At 70.9% G+C, this 16,855-nt stretch carries 17 protein-coding genes and 1 pseudogene; 4 read left to right on the top strand and 14 right to left on the bottom strand.

Annotation, left to right across the window (positions count from 1 at the left end):
• Positions 1-49: 49 nt before the first annotated feature.
• The 6 genes from AB0D85_RS09985 to AB0D85_RS09960 all read right to left on the bottom strand — a co-directional run bounded on the left by AB0D85_RS09985 (position 50) and on the right by AB0D85_RS09960 (position 6,217).
• Positions 50-1,021, bottom strand: a complete 972-nt coding sequence (locus tag AB0D85_RS09985) for a fumarylacetoacetate hydrolase family protein (RefSeq protein WP_362316418.1) — start codon at positions 1,019-1,021, stop codon at positions 50-52.
• Between the two features lie 51 nt (positions 1,022-1,072).
• Positions 1,073-2,011, bottom strand: a complete 939-nt coding sequence (locus tag AB0D85_RS09980; RefSeq protein ID WP_362316415.1) for a VOC family protein — start codon at positions 2,009-2,011, stop codon at positions 1,073-1,075.
• A gap of 13 nt (positions 2,012-2,024) precedes the next feature.
• Positions 2,025-3,032, bottom strand: coding sequence for an amidohydrolase family protein (locus tag AB0D85_RS09975; RefSeq protein WP_362316413.1), 1,008 nt, complete (start codon positions 3,030-3,032; stop codon positions 2,025-2,027).
• On the bottom strand, positions 3,029-4,177 hold the full coding sequence (locus tag AB0D85_RS09970) for an FAD-dependent oxidoreductase (RefSeq protein WP_362316410.1): 1,149 nt from the start codon (positions 4,175-4,177) through the stop codon (positions 3,029-3,031). The genes AB0D85_RS09975 and AB0D85_RS09970 overlap by 4 nt, the downstream gene beginning before the upstream one ends.
• 103 nt (positions 4,178-4,280) lie before the next feature.
• Entirely contained in the window at positions 4,281-5,237 is a 957-nt protein-coding gene (locus tag AB0D85_RS09965; RefSeq protein ID WP_362316407.1) for a cyclase family protein, read from the bottom strand.
• Entirely contained in the window at positions 5,234-6,217 is a 984-nt protein-coding gene (locus AB0D85_RS09960) for a fumarylacetoacetate hydrolase family protein (protein WP_362316404.1), read from the bottom strand. Before AB0D85_RS09960 ends, AB0D85_RS09965 begins: the two co-directional genes overlap by 4 nt.
• Positions 6,218-6,338: 121 nt before the next feature.
• Here AB0D85_RS09960 and AB0D85_RS09955 point away from each other — a divergent pair, with 121 nt between their 5' ends.
• The gene (locus AB0D85_RS09955) at positions 6,339-7,259 is read left to right on the top strand and encodes a LysR family transcriptional regulator (protein WP_362316401.1); all 921 of its coding nucleotides are present in this window, start codon (positions 6,339-6,341) and stop codon (positions 7,257-7,259) included.
• An 85-nt stretch (positions 7,260-7,344) separates the two neighbouring features.
• Here AB0D85_RS09955 and AB0D85_RS09950 read toward each other — a convergent pair whose 3' ends face one another.
• Positions 7,345-8,607, bottom strand: a complete 1,263-nt coding sequence (locus tag AB0D85_RS09950) for an MFS transporter (protein WP_362316399.1) — start codon at positions 8,605-8,607, stop codon at positions 7,345-7,347.
• A gap of 258 nt (positions 8,608-8,865) precedes the next feature.
• Between AB0D85_RS09950 and AB0D85_RS09945 the strand changes: the two genes are divergently transcribed.
• On the top strand, positions 8,866-9,375 hold the full coding sequence (locus tag AB0D85_RS09945; protein WP_362316396.1) for a MarR family winged helix-turn-helix transcriptional regulator: 510 nt from the start codon (positions 8,866-8,868) through the stop codon (positions 9,373-9,375).
• Positions 9,376-9,466: 91 nt separating this feature from the next.
• On the opposite strand, the gene AB0D85_RS09940 is transcribed toward AB0D85_RS09945, so the two are convergent.
• Positions 9,467-10,060: a helix-turn-helix domain-containing protein gene (locus AB0D85_RS09940; RefSeq protein WP_362316393.1), complete on the bottom strand. Its 594-nt coding sequence runs from the start codon at positions 10,058-10,060 to the stop codon at positions 9,467-9,469.
• A gap of 226 nt (positions 10,061-10,286) precedes the next feature.
• Between AB0D85_RS09940 and AB0D85_RS09935 the strand changes: the two genes are divergently transcribed.
• Both AB0D85_RS09935 and AB0D85_RS09930 read left to right on the top strand, forming a co-directional pair.
• Positions 10,287-11,480: a cytochrome P450 gene (locus AB0D85_RS09935; RefSeq protein WP_362316390.1), complete on the top strand. Its 1,194-nt coding sequence runs from the start codon at positions 10,287-10,289 to the stop codon at positions 11,478-11,480.
• On the top strand, positions 11,477-11,716 hold the full coding sequence (locus tag AB0D85_RS09930; protein ID WP_362316387.1) for a ferredoxin: 240 nt from the start codon (positions 11,477-11,479) through the stop codon (positions 11,714-11,716). Before AB0D85_RS09935 ends, AB0D85_RS09930 begins: the two co-directional genes overlap by 4 nt.
• Before the next feature lie 147 nt (positions 11,717-11,863).
• On the opposite strand, the gene AB0D85_RS09925 is transcribed toward AB0D85_RS09930, so the two are convergent.
• The 6 genes and pseudogenes from AB0D85_RS09925 to AB0D85_RS09900 all read right to left on the bottom strand — a co-directional run bounded on the left by AB0D85_RS09925 (position 11,864) and on the right by AB0D85_RS09900 (position 16,661).
• The gene (locus tag AB0D85_RS09925) at positions 11,864-12,508 is read right to left on the bottom strand and encodes a dihydrofolate reductase family protein (protein ID WP_362316385.1); all 645 of its coding nucleotides are present in this window, start codon (positions 12,506-12,508) and stop codon (positions 11,864-11,866) included.
• Between the two features lie 141 nt (positions 12,509-12,649).
• Positions 12,650-13,684, bottom strand: coding sequence for a zinc-dependent alcohol dehydrogenase family protein (locus tag AB0D85_RS09920; protein ID WP_362316382.1), 1,035 nt, complete (start codon positions 13,682-13,684; stop codon positions 12,650-12,652).
• A gap of 80 nt (positions 13,685-13,764) precedes the next feature.
• Entirely contained in the window at positions 13,765-14,061 is a 297-nt protein-coding gene (locus tag AB0D85_RS09915) for a DUF2255 family protein (RefSeq protein WP_362316379.1), read from the bottom strand.
• Between the two features lie 73 nt (positions 14,062-14,134).
• Positions 14,135-14,335: pseudogene (locus tag AB0D85_RS09910) on the bottom strand (alcohol dehydrogenase catalytic domain-containing protein); the annotation flags it as partial.
• Positions 14,332-15,216 carry an aldo/keto reductase gene (locus tag AB0D85_RS09905; protein WP_362316376.1) on the bottom strand — a complete coding sequence of 295 codons (885 nt, stop codon included), beginning with the start codon at positions 15,214-15,216 and terminating at the stop codon, positions 14,332-14,334. The pseudogene AB0D85_RS09910 and the gene AB0D85_RS09905, both read right to left, overlap by 4 nt.
• Positions 15,216-16,661: an MFS transporter gene (locus tag AB0D85_RS09900; protein WP_362316373.1), complete on the bottom strand. Its 1,446-nt coding sequence runs from the start codon at positions 16,659-16,661 to the stop codon at positions 15,216-15,218. The genes AB0D85_RS09905 and AB0D85_RS09900 overlap by 1 nt, the downstream gene beginning before the upstream one ends.
• Positions 16,662-16,855: the final 194 nt, after the last annotated feature.

The following is a 16,855-nucleotide window of genomic DNA, read 5'->3' as shown; positions in this document are numbered from 1 at the left end:
GACGCGGCCCTCACCCCCCGGAGCGGCTGAGGGCCGTCGAGGGGGTCGCTCACGGCCGCTCACGGGTACGGCGCCGGGCCGCGGGCAGGGGCAGCGGCTCGGGGCCGGCGACCACCGTGTTGGAGACGCTGCCGATGCCCTCGACGGTGAGCGTGACGGTGTCGCCCGGCTTGAGCGGCGGCGGGTCCTGCCTGCCCCGCACCCCCCACAGCTCCGCCAGGCAGCCGCCGTTGCCGCAGGTGCCCGAGCCGAGGACGTCACCGGGCCGTACCCAGGTGCCGCGGGAGGCGTAGGCGACCATCTCCTCGAAGGTCCAGCTCATGTTGGACAGCAGGTCCTCGCCGACCACCTCGCCGTTCACCGAGGCGGTGAGCGCGAGCCGCAGGAGGCCGTCCTCGTCGCGGCACTTCTCGAACTCGTCGGCGGTGACCAGGTACGGGCCCAGCGTGGTGGCGGTGTCCTTGCCCTTGCACGGGCCCAGGTTCACCTTCATCTCGGCGGACTGGAGATCGCGGGCGGACCAGTCGTTGAAGACCGTGTAGCCGACGATGTGCTCGCGGGCCTGCTCGGGGGTGAGGTCGCGGCCCTCGCGGCCGATCACCGCGGCGACCTCCAGTTCGAAGTCCAGCACCCGCGCCCCGGGCGGCACCGGGATGTCGTCGTGCGGGCCGTACACCGCGTAGGGGTTGGTGAAGTAGAAGGTCGGCGCCGCGTACCACTGCTCCGGCACGCCCGCGTTGCCGTCGATGGACTTCCGTACGCCCTCGACATGCTCCTCGAAGGTGACGAAGTCCCGTACCGTGGGCGGCTGGAGCGGGGGCAGCAGCCGCACCTCGGAGACGTTCGGCCCGGCCGGCACGTCGAGTATCGCGGCGCCGGCATCGAGGAGTCCGGACAGGCCGCCGCCCGCGGCGAGCAGTCCCGTCAGCGAGCTGACACCGGGCAGCGGGTAGAGCGTGCCGTCCGCCTCGACGACGGCCACCTGGCGTCGGGTGCGGTACTCGTATGTGGCGAAACGCATGGCAGGTCCTGTCGTCGGGAAAGCGAAGGCGGGTGGAACGAGCCGGGACGGTCAGACCGGCGGGGCCACGAAGACACCGCGGTCGACGTCGTTGAACGACTCCTTGGCCACCAATTCGTTCATCGGGTTCGCCGTGCCCCACTGGTCGGTGACCTCGGGCCTGGAGAAGTCGTACACGCTCGGGTGCCAGGTGTCCTCGTCGAGGAGTTCCAGCTCGGTCGTGTACTCGACCGTGTTGCCGTGCGGGTCGAGGAAGTACGTGAAGGTGTTGTCGCCCGCCATGTGCCGGCCCGGACCCCAGACCTTCTTGAAGCCCGCCCGGATCACCCGGCCGGAGCCGCGCATGTACTCGTCGATGCCGCGCATCTCGAAGGAGACGTGGTGCAGCGAGGTGTGCGGGCCCTTCGCGAGCGCCATGGAGTGGTGCCGGCTGGAGATCCGCATGAAGTGCATGACCTTGCCCATGTGCGGCGAGCTCAGCGTGTCGGAGAGCCGGAAGCCGAGGTGCTCCTCGTACCAGGCCCGGGTCCGGTTCAGGTCGGGGGAGTTGAGGACGACGTGTGACAGCTTGACCGGGATCGACTCCTTCTCCTCGATCTTCCGGTGCTGCCGTACCTCGACGTCCGCGGAGACCTCGATGGTCCGGCCGTCCACGTCGAAGAACCGGAAGCCGTAACCGCCCCCGGGTGTCTCGACCTTGCCCGGCTGCGAGATCAACTGCACGCCGCTGGCGAGCAGTTGCCCGGCGAGGGTGTCGACGTCCGCGGCGCAGGCCGCACCGTACGACACCAGGTCGAGGCGCTTCTCGTCGGCCTTGCGGAGCCGGACGACGTACTGCTCGGGCGAGCCCTCGGCGGCCAGGAAGGAGATGCCCGAGTCCTCGGCGACCTTGGTCAGACCCCAGACACCGGCGTAGAAGTCCAGCTGCTTGTCGTAGTCGGGCACGGCGAGGTCGACGTGCCGGAGGTGGGTGAGCAGACGGTTGCTCATGGGGGGTTCCTCCTCAGAACAGATTCAGCAGTACGGCGGCGGTGCCACCGCGAACGGCATGGAAGTCGGGGTCGGGCAGCCGGGCCGCCCGCAGCGCGCCGAGCGGATCCTCCGTGCCCATGTCGAAGGGGAAGTCCGAGCCGAGCAGCACCCGGTCGGCACCCGCGACGCGGACCAACTCCCGCAGCACGTACGGGTCGTGGACGAGGGAGTCGAAGTACAGCTGTTTCAGGTAGCTGCTCGGCTCCCGTGCGCAGCCGCGCGCGTCGGTGCGGGTCCGCCAGGCGTGGTCGGAGCGGCCCAGGTGGGTGGGGAGATAGCCGCCGCCGTGCGCCGCGATCAGCTTCAGTCCCGGATGGCGGTCCAGGACACCGGAGAAGACCAGGTGCGAGAGCGCCACCGCGTTCTCGGCGGGCTGACCCACGGTGTTGGAGAGGTACCACTGGTCCAGGCGCTCGTCGAGCGTGCAGCCGAACGGGTGCAGGAAGACCAGCGCACCCGTCTCCTCGGCCCGGGACCAGAAGGTTCCGTACGCCGGATCCGACAGTTCGCGGCCGGGCGCGTGCGAGGAGATCTCCACGCCTCGCAGCCCCTGCTCCAGCGCGTCGTCGAGTAGCGCCGGCGCCAGCTCCGGGTGCTGGAGCGGCACCAGCCCGAGGCCGTAGAGCCGGTCCGGTGCCTTCGCACAGTGCTGCGCCGTGCCCTCGTTGGCCAACCGGCAGATTCTGTCGGCCAGTTGGGCGTCGGCCCAGTAGTGGTAGTGCGACGGCGAGGGGCTCACCAGCTGCACGTCCACACTCTGCGCGTCCATCGCGGCCAGGCGCACCGCGACGTCCGTCAGCCGGGGCACCCGCTGCCCGACCATGGGCCCGTTGACGGCCAGCGCCGCCGGCCCGTTGCGCCGGGCGTCCAGGGCGCGGGCCTCCGCGAGCCCGGGCTGACCGGCGACGGCCTCCTCCACGTCCGGGAGCAGGAGATGGGCGTGGACGTCGATCGTCGGGATCGACTCGGACCCGGTCACGGCAGTTCCTTGAGAGCGGTGAGCGTACGGCCCATCAGCCCGGGCACGTCCGCGTCGCGCCGGCCCTCCAGCAGCCAGTCGGCGAGCAGGCAGGAGGCCTCGACGACCATGCTCACCCGGGGCAGCCGCCGGGCGTGGTAGCCGGTGAGCACCCGGTCGAGGGACTCGGCGTCCCAGTCGTCCAGGCCGGTCAGGGACTCGGCCAGGATCAGGACGTCCTCCAGGGACATCGCGGCGCCCTGGGCGAAGGTGGGCGGGCAGGCGTGGGCGGCGTCCCCGACGAGCACGACTCGGCCGCGGTGCCACGGCCCCTCGACCAGGTGCCGGTCGAACCAGGTGTGGTTGACGACCGAGGGATCGGTGAACGCCTCGCGCAGCTCCACCCACGCGCCGCCGTAGCTCTCGCTGAGCGCCCGCATCTCGTCCGCGTAGGTGGCCGGGTCGATGGCGGCGCGGTCGCGGGCCCGCTCGACGAGGTACGTGTAGACCGTGTCCTCGCTGGTCGGGCAGTAACCGGCTATGAAGCAGCGCCCGCCGTAGATCATCTCGGTGCGGGAGACACCGGCCGGGCGAGGGGCCGGGGCCCGCCAGATGCCCATGCCGACGGGCTTCGGCTCGTCCGTGATGCCGATCATGCGGCGCGTGGCGGAGTGCAGGCCGTCGGCACCCACGACCAGGTCGTAACGGCGGCTGGTGCCGTCCGAGAAGGTGACGTCCACGCCCCTGTCGTCCTGGTCGAACGCGGTGGCCGTGATGCCGAGCCGGATGCCGGCGCCACAGGCGCGCACCCGGTCGATCAGGTGCTGCTGGAGCCTGGGGCGCTGGATGCCGATGTGCGAGGGCAGTTCGTCGCCGCCCGTGCGCAGCTCCTCGTGGGCGTGCAGCACGGTGCCGTCAGGGGCGAGGACGGCGACACCGCTGGCGGCATAGCCGTCCTTCTCGATGTCCTCGAAGACGCCGACCTCGCGCAGCACACGCAGCGCGTTGCCCTGCAGGGTGATGCCGGAACCGGCCGCCGCCTTCCAGTCGGGGCTCGACTCGATGAGATCGACGGCGATCCCGGCCCGGCGCAGCAGGACCGTCAGGGCGTTGCCGGAGGTGCCTCCGCCGACGACGAGGACGGTAGGGGTGAGGCTGTCAGCCATCTCGGGGGATACCTCCCGGGTTGGGCCGCGCGACTTCGGGCGGCGTGGATGCGGCTCCGTCGCCCGCGCGGACGCGGGCCCTGGACGATGCGGGTGTGCGGGGCTACTTGACGGCGATGGGGTTGACGGGGGACCCCACGGCCCCGGTGATCGGCAGGGGCGCCGCGGTCAGCCAGAACGCGTACACGCCCTCGGCCGCGCAGTCGGCCGCGAGGGCGTCGAGGTCCCACATCTCGCCGATGAGCAGCCCCATGTTGGGGATGGCGACCTGGTGCAGCGGCTGGAAGGCGTTCTCGAACTCGTTGGGCCGTACCTCGAAGCCCCAGGTGTCGGTGGCGATCGCGGCGATCTCGGTGCCGTGCAGCCACCCGGCGGTGGTGAACGACAACCCCGGCGCGGGCCCGCCCGCGTACTCGCCCCAGCCCTCGCGCCGGGCCCGGGCGAGCCGGCCCGTACGGACGAGGACGATGTCCCCGCGGCCCACGGCCACCCCGTGCGCCTCGGCGGTGGCCGTCAGGTGCTCCTCGGTGATCGGGAACCCGTCGGGCAACTCACCGTCGGTGCCGACCACTTGGCCCACGTCAAGGAGTACCCCGCGCCCGGCGACGTACGGCGCCATGTGCTCGATGCCGGTGACGAGGTCGCCGTCGGAGGTGACCGTGCGTGCCGCGTCCCGGCCGTTCCAGGCCTTGCCGTGGTCGAAGATGTGCCCGAGCCCGTCCCACTGGGTCGAGCACTGCAACGGCATCGCGATCACGTCGTCGGCGCCGCCGATGCCGTGCGGGAAGCCCTGGTTGCCGAGCGCCGCGTCGGTACCGGTGTCCAGCATCGTGTGCACCGGGTTGGTCCGCCGGCGCCAGCCCTTCTGCGGGCCGTCCATGTCGAAGGCCTGCGACAGCGAGAAGCTGACCCCCCGCCGCACCAGCGCGGCACCCTCGCGCCGCTTCGCCTCGTCCAGGAAGTTCAGCGTCCCCAGCACGTCGTCCTCGCCCCAACGCCCCCAGTTGGAGTACGCCTTGGCGGCCTCGGCGATCGCGCCCTCGGGGTCGTCCCGGTTCACGAGGCGTCCTCCGTGACACACCGGGTGCGCTGGACACCGAGCCCGGTGACGGAGCCCTCCATCACGTCGCCGTCGCGCAGCAGCCGCCCCCAGTGGATGCCGTTGCCGGCCGGGCCGCCCGTCAACACCAGGTCGCCGGGCAGGAGTTGCGCAGTCCGCGAGATGTACGACACCAGCCGGGCGACCCCGAACAGCATGTCCTTCGTCGACTCGTCCTGCATGGTGTCGCCGTTCAGCTTCAACGTCACCCGCAGATCACCGGGGTCGGCGATCGACGCGGCCGGCACCAGCCACGGCCCCAGCGGCGTGAAACCGGGCGCGTTCTTGCAGCGCAGCCAGTCGGTGCCGATGGCCTTCATGTCCCGGCGGAACACGCTCGCCCGGTCGGTCAGGTCGTTGGCGATCGTGTACCCGGCGACGAACTCCAGGGCCTCCTCGATGGTCACCCGGTACGCCGGCCTGGCGATGACGGCCGCCAACTCCAGCTCCCAGTCCGGCTGTTCGGCCCAGGCGGGGAGGACGACATCGTCGTACGGCCCGGCGATCGTACTCGGCAGACCGATGAAGACGTACGGCAGGTCCTCGGCCGCCCGCCGGTCCATCACCGCGGCGATCTCCGCCCGCGCCTCCTCGACCGTGCGCGGGTCGTCGGGGGAGCGGTGGGCGACCTCCAGGTCGATCACGTGCTGCCGGTAGTTGGCACCGGACTGGAAGATCTGCCGCGGCTCGACGGGCGCGTGCACCCGCAGGCCCGCCAGCGGCTGCCAGTCCAGGGCCACGTCGTCCGCCAGGGCGTACAGCACGGGGAGGGTCTCCTCCCACCGTTCCACCACGGCGCGCAGGCCGGTCGGCGCCCAGTCCAGCGCCCTGCTCAGGTCGAGCACCCGTTCCCTGGCCAGCAGACCGGGGAACGGCTCCCGGTCCGGGGCGGAGAACGTGCCGAGCGCGAACGGGCCGGCAGGTTGCGCGAGCGTTGCCATCAGATTTCCTCCTGCTGGGTTGCGGTCTACTGTGGCCCTGATCGGCGAATCAAGGAAATAGATCCTGTGGATGTGCCGAATCCATGACACGGATGGCTCTCGACTGGCTAGGCGGTACCCGGTGAACCTGTCCCGACTCGACCTCAACCTGGTCGTCGCCCTACGGGCACTGCTGGAGGAACGCAATGTCACGCGGGCCGGCGAGCGCATCGGACTGAGCCAGCCGGCCATGAGCGCGGCACTGGCCCGACTGCGCCGCCATTTCGACGACGAATTGCTCGCGCGCACCGGAAACGCCTATGAGCTGACCCCGCTCGGCGCCTCCCTGCGGGACCGCAGCGCGACCGCCTGCGACCTGCTGGAGCGGGTGTTCTCCAGCCAGCCCGACTTCGACCCGGCGGCGGAGACCCGCGAGTTCACGCTGCTCGGCTCCGACTACGGCACGGCCGTCTTCGGCGCCGCGCTCGCGCGGGCCATGCACCGGGAGGCGCCCGGCATCCGCCTCACGTTCCGGCACCTGCAGCCCAACGTCGAGGAGAACACCGCGACCATCCTGAGCACCATCGACGGACTGCTGCTGCCGCACGGCATCATCGACGGCTTCCCGGCGGTCGACCTCCACCAGGACCGCTGGCTGTGCATGGTCGCCGACGACAACCCCGAGGTCGGCAACGCCCTCACCCTCGACCACCTGGCCGAACTGCCGTGGGCGGTCTACCAGCGCCCCTACGACGCCCCCGCCGCACGCCAGCTCAGCATGCTCGGCATCAGCCCCCACGTCGAGGTCTCCGTACAGACCTTCCAACTGCTGCCCTTCATGGTCGAGGGCACCCGCAGAGTGGCGATGATCCAGGAACGCCTCGCCCGCAAGGTGGTCCGCTCCGCCGCGGTACGCGTCCTGCCCTGCCCCTTCGAGGCGGTCCCGGTCCAGGAGGCGATGTGGTGGCACCCGGTGCACGCCCAGGACGCGGCCCACATCTGGCTGCGCAAGAAGGCGGCGGAGGTGGGGGCGAGTCTGACGTCCGCCAAGGCGCCCCTCTAGGGGCGCGGGGAACTGCGCGATCGGCCCCCACGGTGCCGCAGTCGCCACACACACGACTGCGGCTCATCCGCAGGCGTCCTCCGCCTCAGGCCAACTGCTCGGGCAACGGCCGGGAATCCACCGCCCCTGCCCGCCGCCGGACCGCGAACAGCCCCGCCGCCACCAGCGCACAAGCCACCCCCAGCAGGCCCACCGCACCGGCAAGAGAACCGACCGCCGACTCCCCGCCCAGCAGCACCAGCGGGCACACGAACTCCCCACCGAAGAACGCCGCCATCCACAGCCCCGTGCCCCGCCCCCGGTCCTCGAACGCCAGCCGCGACATCGCGCTGGTCAGCAGCGCCGGCAACAGCATCCCGGTACCGACGCAGTTGACGACCGCCCCGACGACCAGCAGCGGCGCGCTGCCCGCCAGGAACATCACCCCGAATCCCACCGCGCACACGGCGAGCACCCCGGGCAGCATCGGGTCGGGGGAGCGCCCCAGCCGGGCGAAGGTGACGGCACCGCCCACGGTCGCCGCACTCGCGACGGCCGTGGCCAGTCCGATCACGCCGGAGTTCTGCACGCCGAGGTCGTCGAGGAGGTACGACATCTCGACCGGAACGGTGTAGAAGACCATCGCGCCGAAGAAGGTCAGGGCGCAGACGCCCCTCAACTGCCGCCAGGGGAAGGAACGTCGGCCCTCGGCGGACGCCTGGGCAGGGGCCGTACCGCCGACCGCCGGGCTCGGCAGCGCGGAGGCCATCAGCGGCGCGAGGACCAGGCTCACGGCGTACACCCAGAACGGCACCCGCCAGCCCGCCGATCCGGCCGCGCCGCCGAGCACGAAGAAGACGGTGGCCGAGGCGGAGGCGCACATGGTCTGCAGGGCGAGGTACTTCACCCGGCGCTGCCCGGAGTAGTAGTCGCCGATCAGCGTGGTGCAGCAGGTCATGATCGCGGCCTCGCAGACACCGACCAGCGCGCGGCTGGCGATGATCGCGCCGAGCGAGTGCAGCCACAGCGGGGCCGTGCCGAACACGGCGTACAGCAAGGTCGCCACGATCAGCAGGCGCTTGCGGCCCAGCCGGTCCACGATCACTCCGGCGAACGGCGCCAGCAGCGCCAGCGCCAGCGCCGGAACGGTCAGCGCGAGCGGCACCAGGGCCTTGGCCCCGGGCACCGACGCGAAGTAGTCCTGCATCTTCGGCAGGACGGGGGCGATCAGCACCGCACCCAGGATCGGCAGACAACTGCCCGCCATCAGCAGGGTCACCCGCAGCAGATGCGCGGGCCCCGACACGGCGACGGGTGACGGAGCGTCGTCATCCACCACGGCGGGGGACGGGGGCACGGAACCGGGCATGGCGACTCCAGGGACGGCGAACGGAGCGGGCATGCCGTCGGGGACGCCACCGAGGGCGCACGGCATGCGGGGAGGAACCCGCGCACCGGCGGCTGGTCCGGACAGCGACGTGCGGGGTACGGACGACTATGCGGCGTCCGGAACCCCGGTCGCCATCCCCCACGCGATCCGAATCCCGTATCCGGCTCATCCACGCGATGGATGAGCACCCCCAGGGAAAAAGTTTGAAAATTAAAACCGAAACGTTACCATGAGCCCATGACCACGACGGCGCCACGCTGGCTGAACCCCGAGGAAGAACGGGCGTGGCTCGCCTACGTCCAGTTCTCCACCCACCTGTCCGACCACCTGAACCGGCAGTTGCGGCGCGACGCGGGGGTGACCCATGCCGACTACACCCTGCTGGCCCACCTGTCCTCGGTCAAGGACCACTACCTGACCATGTCCGAGCTGGCCGAACGCCTGAAGATCACCCGTAGCCGCCTCACCCACGCCGTCACCCGTCTCCAGGAGGCCGGTTACGTCGAGCGCCGCGAGGACCCCGCCAACCGCCGCAACCAGCTCGCCGTGCTCACCCCGACCGGCATGGGCCTCCTGGAGCGAGCCGCTCCCGGCCACGTCGAAGCGGTCCGCCGCGCCATCTTCGACGCCATCACCCCCGAGCAGGTGACCCAGTTCGCCGCGATCGGCGAGGCGATCAACACCGCCCTCCAGCGCATGGACGCCGACAGCGACGAGCGGGAAGCCCTGCCCTGGCGGCGGCGGTAGCGCGGCTCCGACCGACGTCGCACACTTCTCGGCCCTCTCGCGCAGGCCTGACGGCGAGGCGAAAACCACCGGTTGGTAGCAGCCGGCTCGCTCAGGCGTCCGCGGCGGTCCCCTCGTAGCGCCGGAGGAACTGCTCCACGAAGTCGAGGGCCTCGGCGTGACGGGTCGTCATGCCCATCGTGTTCTCCATCATGATGATCCGGCCGAGGGCGTTCGTCAGCACGAGCAGCGCGGCCGGCGACACCTCGGGCGGCAGTTCGACGCCCGTTTCGGTGAGCCGTCGGGTGAGTGCCGCCAGTTGTGCCTCGCGGTAGCGGTCGGCGAAGGCGGCGAGTTCGGTGCGGATCGCCTTGCGGTGGTTGGCCAGGGCGGCGAACTCCGTGGTCAGTGCGTTGCCCGGGTGGCTGGCGATCCGCCACAGGGTGTGCAGTGGCTGCGGGCCGTCCAGCAGGCGAGCGACCCGCTCCATCTCGTGCTCGCCGCGCCGTCGCAGCATCGCCAGGAACAGGTCGTCCAGCGTGCGGAAGTAGTACAGCACCAGCGCCGGTGCCACCTCGGCCTCGCGCGCCACCCGGCGGATGCCCACGGAGGCGTAGCCCTCCTCCAGCATCAGCCGCTCGGCGACATCGAGCAGGACCTGGCGCGTCTTGGAGTTCTCGGTGCCCATACGGCGAGGCGCAGTCATGCCGCTCATTGTCCTTGACGGCTCCGGGCGGCCGCTGTTAAACAGGTGTTCAGCACGCGCGTTAAACACTCGTTCAGCGCGAACGGAGGGCCACCTCGATGGCTCGCTCCACGGGTACCCGTGCTCTTCCTCGCCCGCGACGAGTCCCGTTTCGTCACCGGCGTCACCCTGCCGATCGAGGCAGGAGCCCTGCTCAAGTGAGCCGCACAGCAGAGGAGTTGTGCCCGTGACCACCGCCGACACGATCTACTGGGACCCCTTCGACCCCGCCCTCGCCCGCGACCCCTACCCCCTCTACGCACGGCTGCGCGAGGAATCGCCCCTCTACTACAACGACCGGCACGACTTCTACGCCGTCAGCCGTCACTCCGACGTCCAGCGCGGTTTAGCGGATTGGCAGACCTATTCCTCCTCCCGTGGCGACATCCTCGAAATCATCCAGGCGGACATCGAACTCCCGCCCGGCACGCTCCTCTTCGAGGATCCGCCCGTCCACGACATCCACCGCCGCCTGCTCGCCCGGGTGTTCACACCCCGCCGGATCGCCACCCTTGAGCCGCGGGTACGGGCCTTCTGCCGCCGGGCGCTCGAACCGGTCACCGGCGCCGAGCGGTTCGACCTGGTCGAGGCCGTCGGTGCCGAGATGCCGATGCGCGTGATCGGCATGCTGCTGGGCATCCCGGAGGCCGACCAGCCCGCCATCCGCGACTACACCGACGACACGCTGGACACCGAGGGCGGCGGAAGGATCAACCACGAGGACATCCTCAGCACGGACGCCTTCAAGGACTACATCGAGTGGCGCAAGCAGCACCCCTCCGACGACCTCATGACCGAGCTGATCACCGCCGAGTTCGAGGACGAGAACGGCGTCACCCGCACCCTCACCGACGACGAGGTCCTCACCTACTGCACGGTCGTCGCCGGCGCCGGCAACGAGACGACCGGCCGGCTCATCGGCTGGTTCGGCGCCCTGATGGCCCGCCATCCCGAGGCACGCCGGGAGCTGGCGGCCGACCCCTCGCTCATCCCCAACGCCATCGAGGAGATCCTGCGCTTCGAGCCGACCGGGCCGTTCACCGCGCGCTACGTCACCAAGGACGTCGAGCTCTACGACCGTACGGTCCCGGCCGGCAGCGCCATCCTGTTCATCCAGGCCGCCGCCAACCGCGACCCCCGGCGCTTCGACGACCCCGACCGCTTCGACATCCACCGGGTCACCCAGCACATGAGCTTCGGCGTCGGCGCCCACTACTGCCTCGGCGCGGCCCTCGCCCGGCTGGAGGGCCGGGTGGCGGCGGAGGAGATCCTCCAGCGGTTCCCCGGCTGGGCCGTGGACTGGGACCACGCCGAACTGGCCCAGACCTCGACCGTCCGCGGCTGGAAGACCCTGCCGCTCGTCATCGAAGGAGCCCGGTGACGGCGGAACGGTGGACGGTCAGCGTCGACAAGCGGGTGTGTGTCCGGACCGGACTGTGCGCGGCCTCGGCGCCCGAGGAGTTCGAACTGGACGAGGGCGGCCAGGGGCGTGCGCGGTCCGCGACCCTCCCGGCGTCCGAACTGGTCCTGGAGGTGGCCGAGTCCTGCCCGATCGAGGCCATCGCCATCACGAAGGCGGCGAACGGCGAACGGGTCTTTCCGCCGCCGACCGCGTAACGCTCCGCCGGAAGTGCCGCGCTCCAAGTGCCGCGACGGGCCGTCGAGCGTCTGGGGCAGGGGAGAGGCCCTCGTGGACGAGGCCGGGACGGCTTGGGTGTCCAAGCCCGGCCGACCGCGTCCGTCACCGCGCTCCCGCGCCTCGTGTCACCTCCGCCAGAACAGGTGGTGCGCGACGCCGCTCGTGCTGGGCACGACCTCCAGGTGGAACCGGTCGAGCAGGTCGTCGGGGGAGTCCCAGAGCCGCAGCCCGGAACCGAGCTTCTCCGGCGAGACCGCCACATGCAGGGTGTCGACCAGGTCGGCGTCGAGGAACTGCCGGATGGTGGTGACCCCGCCGCCGAGCCGCACGTCCTGGCCCTGCGCCGCCTCCCGCGCCTGTTCGAGGACCGTGACCGGGTCGCCGTCGACGAAGTGGAACGTGGTGTCGGAGAGCGTGAACGAAGGACGGTGGTGGTGGGTCATCACGAACACCGGGGTGTGGAACGGGGGCTCGTCACCCCACCAGCCGAGCCAGTCGTGGTCCTGCCAGGGCCCACGCTGGGGGCCGAACTTGTTGCGGCCCATGATCTCGGCGCCGATGTTGCGGGCGAAGTCCCGGGTGAAGTAGTCGTCGAGGCCACGGCTGCCTCCCCCGTCGGTGCGCATCGGCCAGCTCGCCGTGGCACCGGCCCAGGCGAACAGCCTCCCGGGATCGACATGGCCGAAGGGACGCTCAAGGGTCTGGTGCTCACCGGCACCGATTCCGTCACTCGAGACGCTGAAGTTCATGACTCTCAGCAGCTGTTCCATGGTGTTTTCCTCGTCAGGTCCGGTCGCATCCTCGTGTGGCGAGACGCCCCACACCAGGATGTCGAACGGGCCGCGGCCGGATCGACAACGCCCCGCGACTTTTTCCGGCGCGCCCGGGGCAGTGTCCGGTTTCGCCGGGGGTCATGGGCGCACCAGTACCTTCAGGGCCTCGCGGTCGTTCATCGCCCGGTAGCCGTCCGCGATGTCATCGAGGCCGACGGTTCGGTCGAAGACGCGGCCGGGGCGGATCGTGCCGTCGAGGATGTGGGGCATCAGTTCTTCGATGTACGCGCGGGCGGGGGCGACGCCGCCGGTGAGGGTGACGTTGCGCATGAAGTCGGCGAAGCCGAACGGTACGTCGGTGAACTGGGGAGCCCCGACCCGGCTGACGGTGCCGCCGTCGCGTACGACGGCGAGACTCTGCACGAGCGCGTCCTTCAGCCCGACGCATTCAAGGACCTTGCGGGTGCCTTCTCCGCCGGTCAGCTCGCGGACCCTGGCGATGCCTTCGGCGCCGCGCTCGGCGACCACGTCGGTGGCGCCGAAGCCGCGGCCCAGGTCGGTGCGGATGCGGTGGCGGCCCATCAGGATGATCTGCTCGGCGCCCAGCAGCCGGGCGGAGATGACGGCGGACAGCCCCACGGCGCCGTCGCCGACGACGGTGACGGTGTCGCCGGGCCGTACCCCGGCGGTGCGGGCGGCGTGGTAGCCGGTGCACAGGACGTCGGAGAGGGTCAGCAGGTCCGGCAGCAGGCCGGAGTCCTCGCCGACGGGCATCTTGACCAGGGTGCCGTCGGCCTGCGGTACCCGGGCGGCCTGGCCCTGTCCGCCGTCCACCCCGTTGACGCCCCACTGGCCGCCGTGCGGGCAGGAGGTCTGCAGGCCCTCGCGGCAGTACGCGCAGGTGTTGTCGGCCCAGACGAAGGGGGCCACGACGACGTCGCCGGGCTTGAGGGTGCGTACCTCGGAACCGACGTCCTCGACGACGCCGAGGAACTCGTGGCCCATGTGGCGGGGGTTGTCCGTGGGGGCCAGGGACTTGTAGGGCCACAGGTCGCTGCCGCAGACACAGGACAGCACGATCCGTACGACGGCGTCGGTGGGCTGCTGGATCCTGGGGTCGGCGACGTCCTCGGCGCGTACGTCCTGGGCCGCGTACATCAGGGTGGCTCGCATGAGCGGATCTCTTCCTACGGGGGATGGGGGTGGGTGTCAGCGAGGTTCGAGGCGAAGGGTGGACTCGCGGGCGCGGCCGGTCAGCACGTGTTCGACGATGCTCGGGTACCGGTTGACACGCGCCGGACGCCGCCGGCGACGATGCGGCCCTGGTGGCGGGACTGGGTGCCCCGGTACCAGGGGCCGGCGGTGCCCTTGACCGAGCGGACGTAGAGGTGGTCGCCGGCGCGGACGACCCACATGGTCACGGGGTCGCGCAGGGTGCCGTCGGCCCGCTCGGACTCCAGGTCCAGTTCTTCCGCGGCACCGACCTTCGCCAGGTCAGTGTCGCAGCGAGCCCGTGTAGGCGCGGCCGTTCCGCAGCAGGGGGAAGACATCCAGCGGCATCGGCTCGGTGGTCACAGCAGTGGCGCCGCGGCGGCCGGGTCGAGGGTGTCGGGAACGCGGACGACGGCAGGAGTTGACCATGCAGCCGATGCCGACGAGATCCCCGATCTGGTGGCGGGTGACCTCGGATCCGGTCTCGGTGACCCGTCCGACGATCTCGTGGCCGGGAACGAGCGGCTGACGCACGTCGTGGGCGCCGAACGCCCTGACGGTGGTGGACACGGTGAATCCTTCGAACGGAGTGGTGCCGAGGGGGCGGGTCAGGCTTCGGGGACGGCGCGGCCGTAGGCGGCGAGGGTGACGTTCTCGGGTTCGGGGCCACCGCGCCGACCGGTCTCCAACGCGTCCAGGGCGGTGAGCTCGTCCGCGGTGAGCTCGAAGTCGAAAACGTCGATGTTCTCGGCGATGCGGCTGCGCCTGGTGGACTTGGGGATGACCGAGCGGCCCTGCTGGAGGCCCCAGCGCAGCAGCACCTGGGCGGGGCTCTTGCCGTGTGCCCCGGCGATGCGGGTGACGGCCGGGTCATCGAGGACGTTCTTGCGGTGCTCGCCGTAGCCCGGGTAGAAGGTGATCCCTCCGATCGGGGACCACGCCTGGTTGAGGATGCCGTGCTGGTCGTCGAAGTCGAGGACGGCGCGCTGCTGGAAGTAGGGGTGGATCTCCAGCTGGTTGACCGCCGGGACGACAGCGGTGGCGTCGAGCAGCGTGGTCAGGTGGTCGACCATGAAGTTGCTGACACCGATCGCGCGGACCGCTCCGTCGGCCAGGAGCTTCTCCAGGGCGCGGTAGGCGGCGAGGGTCCTGTCGAACTCGGACGGCAGGGCCTGGTGCAGGATCAGCAGGTCGATCCGGTCCACCCCGAGCTTCGCGGCGCTCTTCGCGAAGCCGTGCAGGGTCTCGTCGTAGCCGTAGTCGCTGATCCAGATCTTCGTCTCGACGAAGATCTCGTCGCGCGGCACACCGGAGTCGCGGAGGGCCCGGCCGACCTCGCGCTCGTTGCCGTAGGCGGCGGCGGTGTCGATGTGCCGGTAGCCGAGGTCGAGCGCGGCTCCGACGGCGGCCCGGGTCTCGTCGGGCGGGGTCTGGAAGACGCCGAGTCCGAGTGCCGGCATCTCGACGCCGTTGTTGAGGGTGAGGGTCTGCATCACAGGGACCTTTCATGGTGCGTGGCCCGTGCGGGCACGATGAGGGTGAGGACGGTCACGACCGCCAGCGCGAGCAGGACGGTGGAGCCGGTCAGGGCCGTTCCCGAGCGGGCGGCGATGTCCGCGGCCGTGTGCCCGGTGGAGACGGAGGCGGCCACGGCGGTCAGGACGCTCAGGCTCAGCGCGCTGCCGATCTGGTGCACGGTGTTGACCAGCCCCGATCCGGCCCCCGCGTCCGCGGGGGCGACGCCGTCGACACCGCTGGAGGTCAGCGGGGCCAGCGTCAGGCCCTGGCCGGCGCCGATGAGCGCCATCGGCAGGGCCAGGCCCGTCAGGTAAGGGGTGTGCAGGTCGAGGCGGCTGAGCCACGCCATGCCCAGCGTGGTCAGGACGACCCCGGTCAGGAGCACCAGCGGCCGTGCGGCCCGTTCCAGCAGCCGCGGGACCTGGACGGCGAGGGCGAAGTTGACCAGCGTCATCGGCAGGAACGCGAGGCCGGCCTGCAGCGGTGTCCAGTGGTAGACGCTCTGCACGAACTGCGCGGTGAAGAAGAAGAACCCCATCATCGCGCCCATGTAGAGCATCCGGGCGAGATAGGCGCCGGTGCGCTCCCGGTCGGCGAACAGCCGCAGCGGCACGATCGGCTGCGCGGCCCGCCGCTCCACCCGGACGAACAGCCCGAGCATCACCACGCCGGCCGCCAGCGGCACCAAGGTGGGGACAGCGGTCCAGCCGAGGTCGGCAGCGTCCACGATGCCGAGGACCAGTGCGGTCGAACCCAGTGTCGCCAGCACCGCCCCGGCGATGTCGAAGCGCCCTTGCCGGCGTTCGGTCTCGGGCAGGAACCGCAGGGCCGGCACCATCATCACGACGCCGACCGGGACGTTGAGGAAGAACCCGGCCCGCCAGGAGACCAGATCGGCGACCAGCCCTCCGACGACCAGGCCGAAGGCGGCGCCGAGACCGGCGACAGCGCTGTAGGCGGCCATCGCCCGGTCACGGACCCGGCCCTCGGCGAAACTGCGCGTCAAGAGGGACAGCGCGGACGGCGCCAGCACCGCGGCCCCGATGCCCTGGAGTGCGCGGGCGCCGATCAGCCACCACTGGGTCTGCGCGGCGCCCACCAGCAGCGACGTCAGCGAGAAGAGAGCGAGGGAGAACACGAACACCCTGCGGTGTCCGAACAGATCACCGGCCCGGGCGCCCAGCAACAGCAGCCCGCCGAAGACCAGGACGTAGGCGTTGGTGATCCACGACAGGCCGGTCTCGGAGAACCCCATGTCGGAGCGGATCTGCGGCAGCCCGGTGAAGACGATCGAATTGTCGAGGATCACCATGAAGTAGCTGACGCAGATGATCGCAAGGATCACGGTGGCGCGACCCGACGGGTCGGCGCCGTGCCCGGCGCGGACGTCGCCGGCTTTGTACGTGAGTGTTGCGCGCACGCTGTTCCTTGAGGTCGGTTCCATCGGTTCCATCGGGCCCGCCGAGGACTCGGAGCCCTTGGTCTTCTCCAGACAACCGCGGGTGGACGCGCAGGTGGGAGTCACTGCTGTTCCAGGTAATGGCAGTACCTCGCAGACGCTCACCGACGCACCTACCGTGAGGGAGTCGCGTTGCCCGTCAAGTTCCCGAGGTC

The organism is Streptomyces sp. NPDC048277 (assembly GCF_040652235.1).
Taxonomy (GTDB): domain Bacteria; phylum Actinomycetota; class Actinomycetes; order Streptomycetales; family Streptomycetaceae; genus Streptomyces.
Note: the sequence above shows the minus strand (reverse complement) of the source record. Positions and strands in the feature narration are given on the sequence as shown.

Coding starts and splice junctions, on each gene's coding strand:
- AB0D85_RS09985 (WP_362316418.1), bottom strand. CDS start 1,021: ATGCGTTTCGCCACATACGAGTACCGCACCCGACGCCAGGTGGCCGTC.
- AB0D85_RS09980 (WP_362316415.1), bottom strand. CDS start 2,011: ATGAGCAACCGTCTGCTCACCCACCTCCGGCACGTCGACCTCGCCGTG.
- AB0D85_RS09970 (WP_362316410.1), bottom strand. CDS start 4,177: ATGGCTGACAGCCTCACCCCTACCGTCCTCGTCGTCGGCGGAGGCACC.
- AB0D85_RS09960 (WP_362316404.1), bottom strand. CDS start 6,217: ATGGCAACGCTCGCGCAACCTGCCGGCCCGTTCGCGCTCGGCACGTTC.
- AB0D85_RS09950 (WP_362316399.1), bottom strand. CDS start 8,607: ATGCCCGGTTCCGTGCCCCCGTCCCCCGCCGTGGTGGATGACGACGCT.
- AB0D85_RS09945 (WP_362316396.1), top strand. CDS start 8,866: ATGACCACGACGGCGCCACGCTGGCTGAACCCCGAGGAAGAACGGGCG.
- AB0D85_RS09940 (WP_362316393.1), bottom strand. CDS start 10,060: ATGACTGCGCCTCGCCGTATGGGCACCGAGAACTCCAAGACGCGCCAG.
- AB0D85_RS09925 (WP_362316385.1), bottom strand. CDS start 12,508: ATGGAACAGCTGCTGAGAGTCATGAACTTCAGCGTCTCGAGTGACGGA.
- AB0D85_RS09920 (WP_362316382.1), bottom strand. CDS start 13,684: ATGCGAGCCACCCTGATGTACGCGGCCCAGGACGTACGCGCCGAGGAC.
- AB0D85_RS09915 (WP_362316379.1), bottom strand. CDS start 14,061: ATGTCTTCCCCCTGCTGCGGAACGGCCGCGCCTACACGGGCTCGCTGC.
- AB0D85_RS09905 (WP_362316376.1), bottom strand. CDS start 15,216: ATGCAGACCCTCACCCTCAACAACGGCGTCGAGATGCCGGCACTCGGA.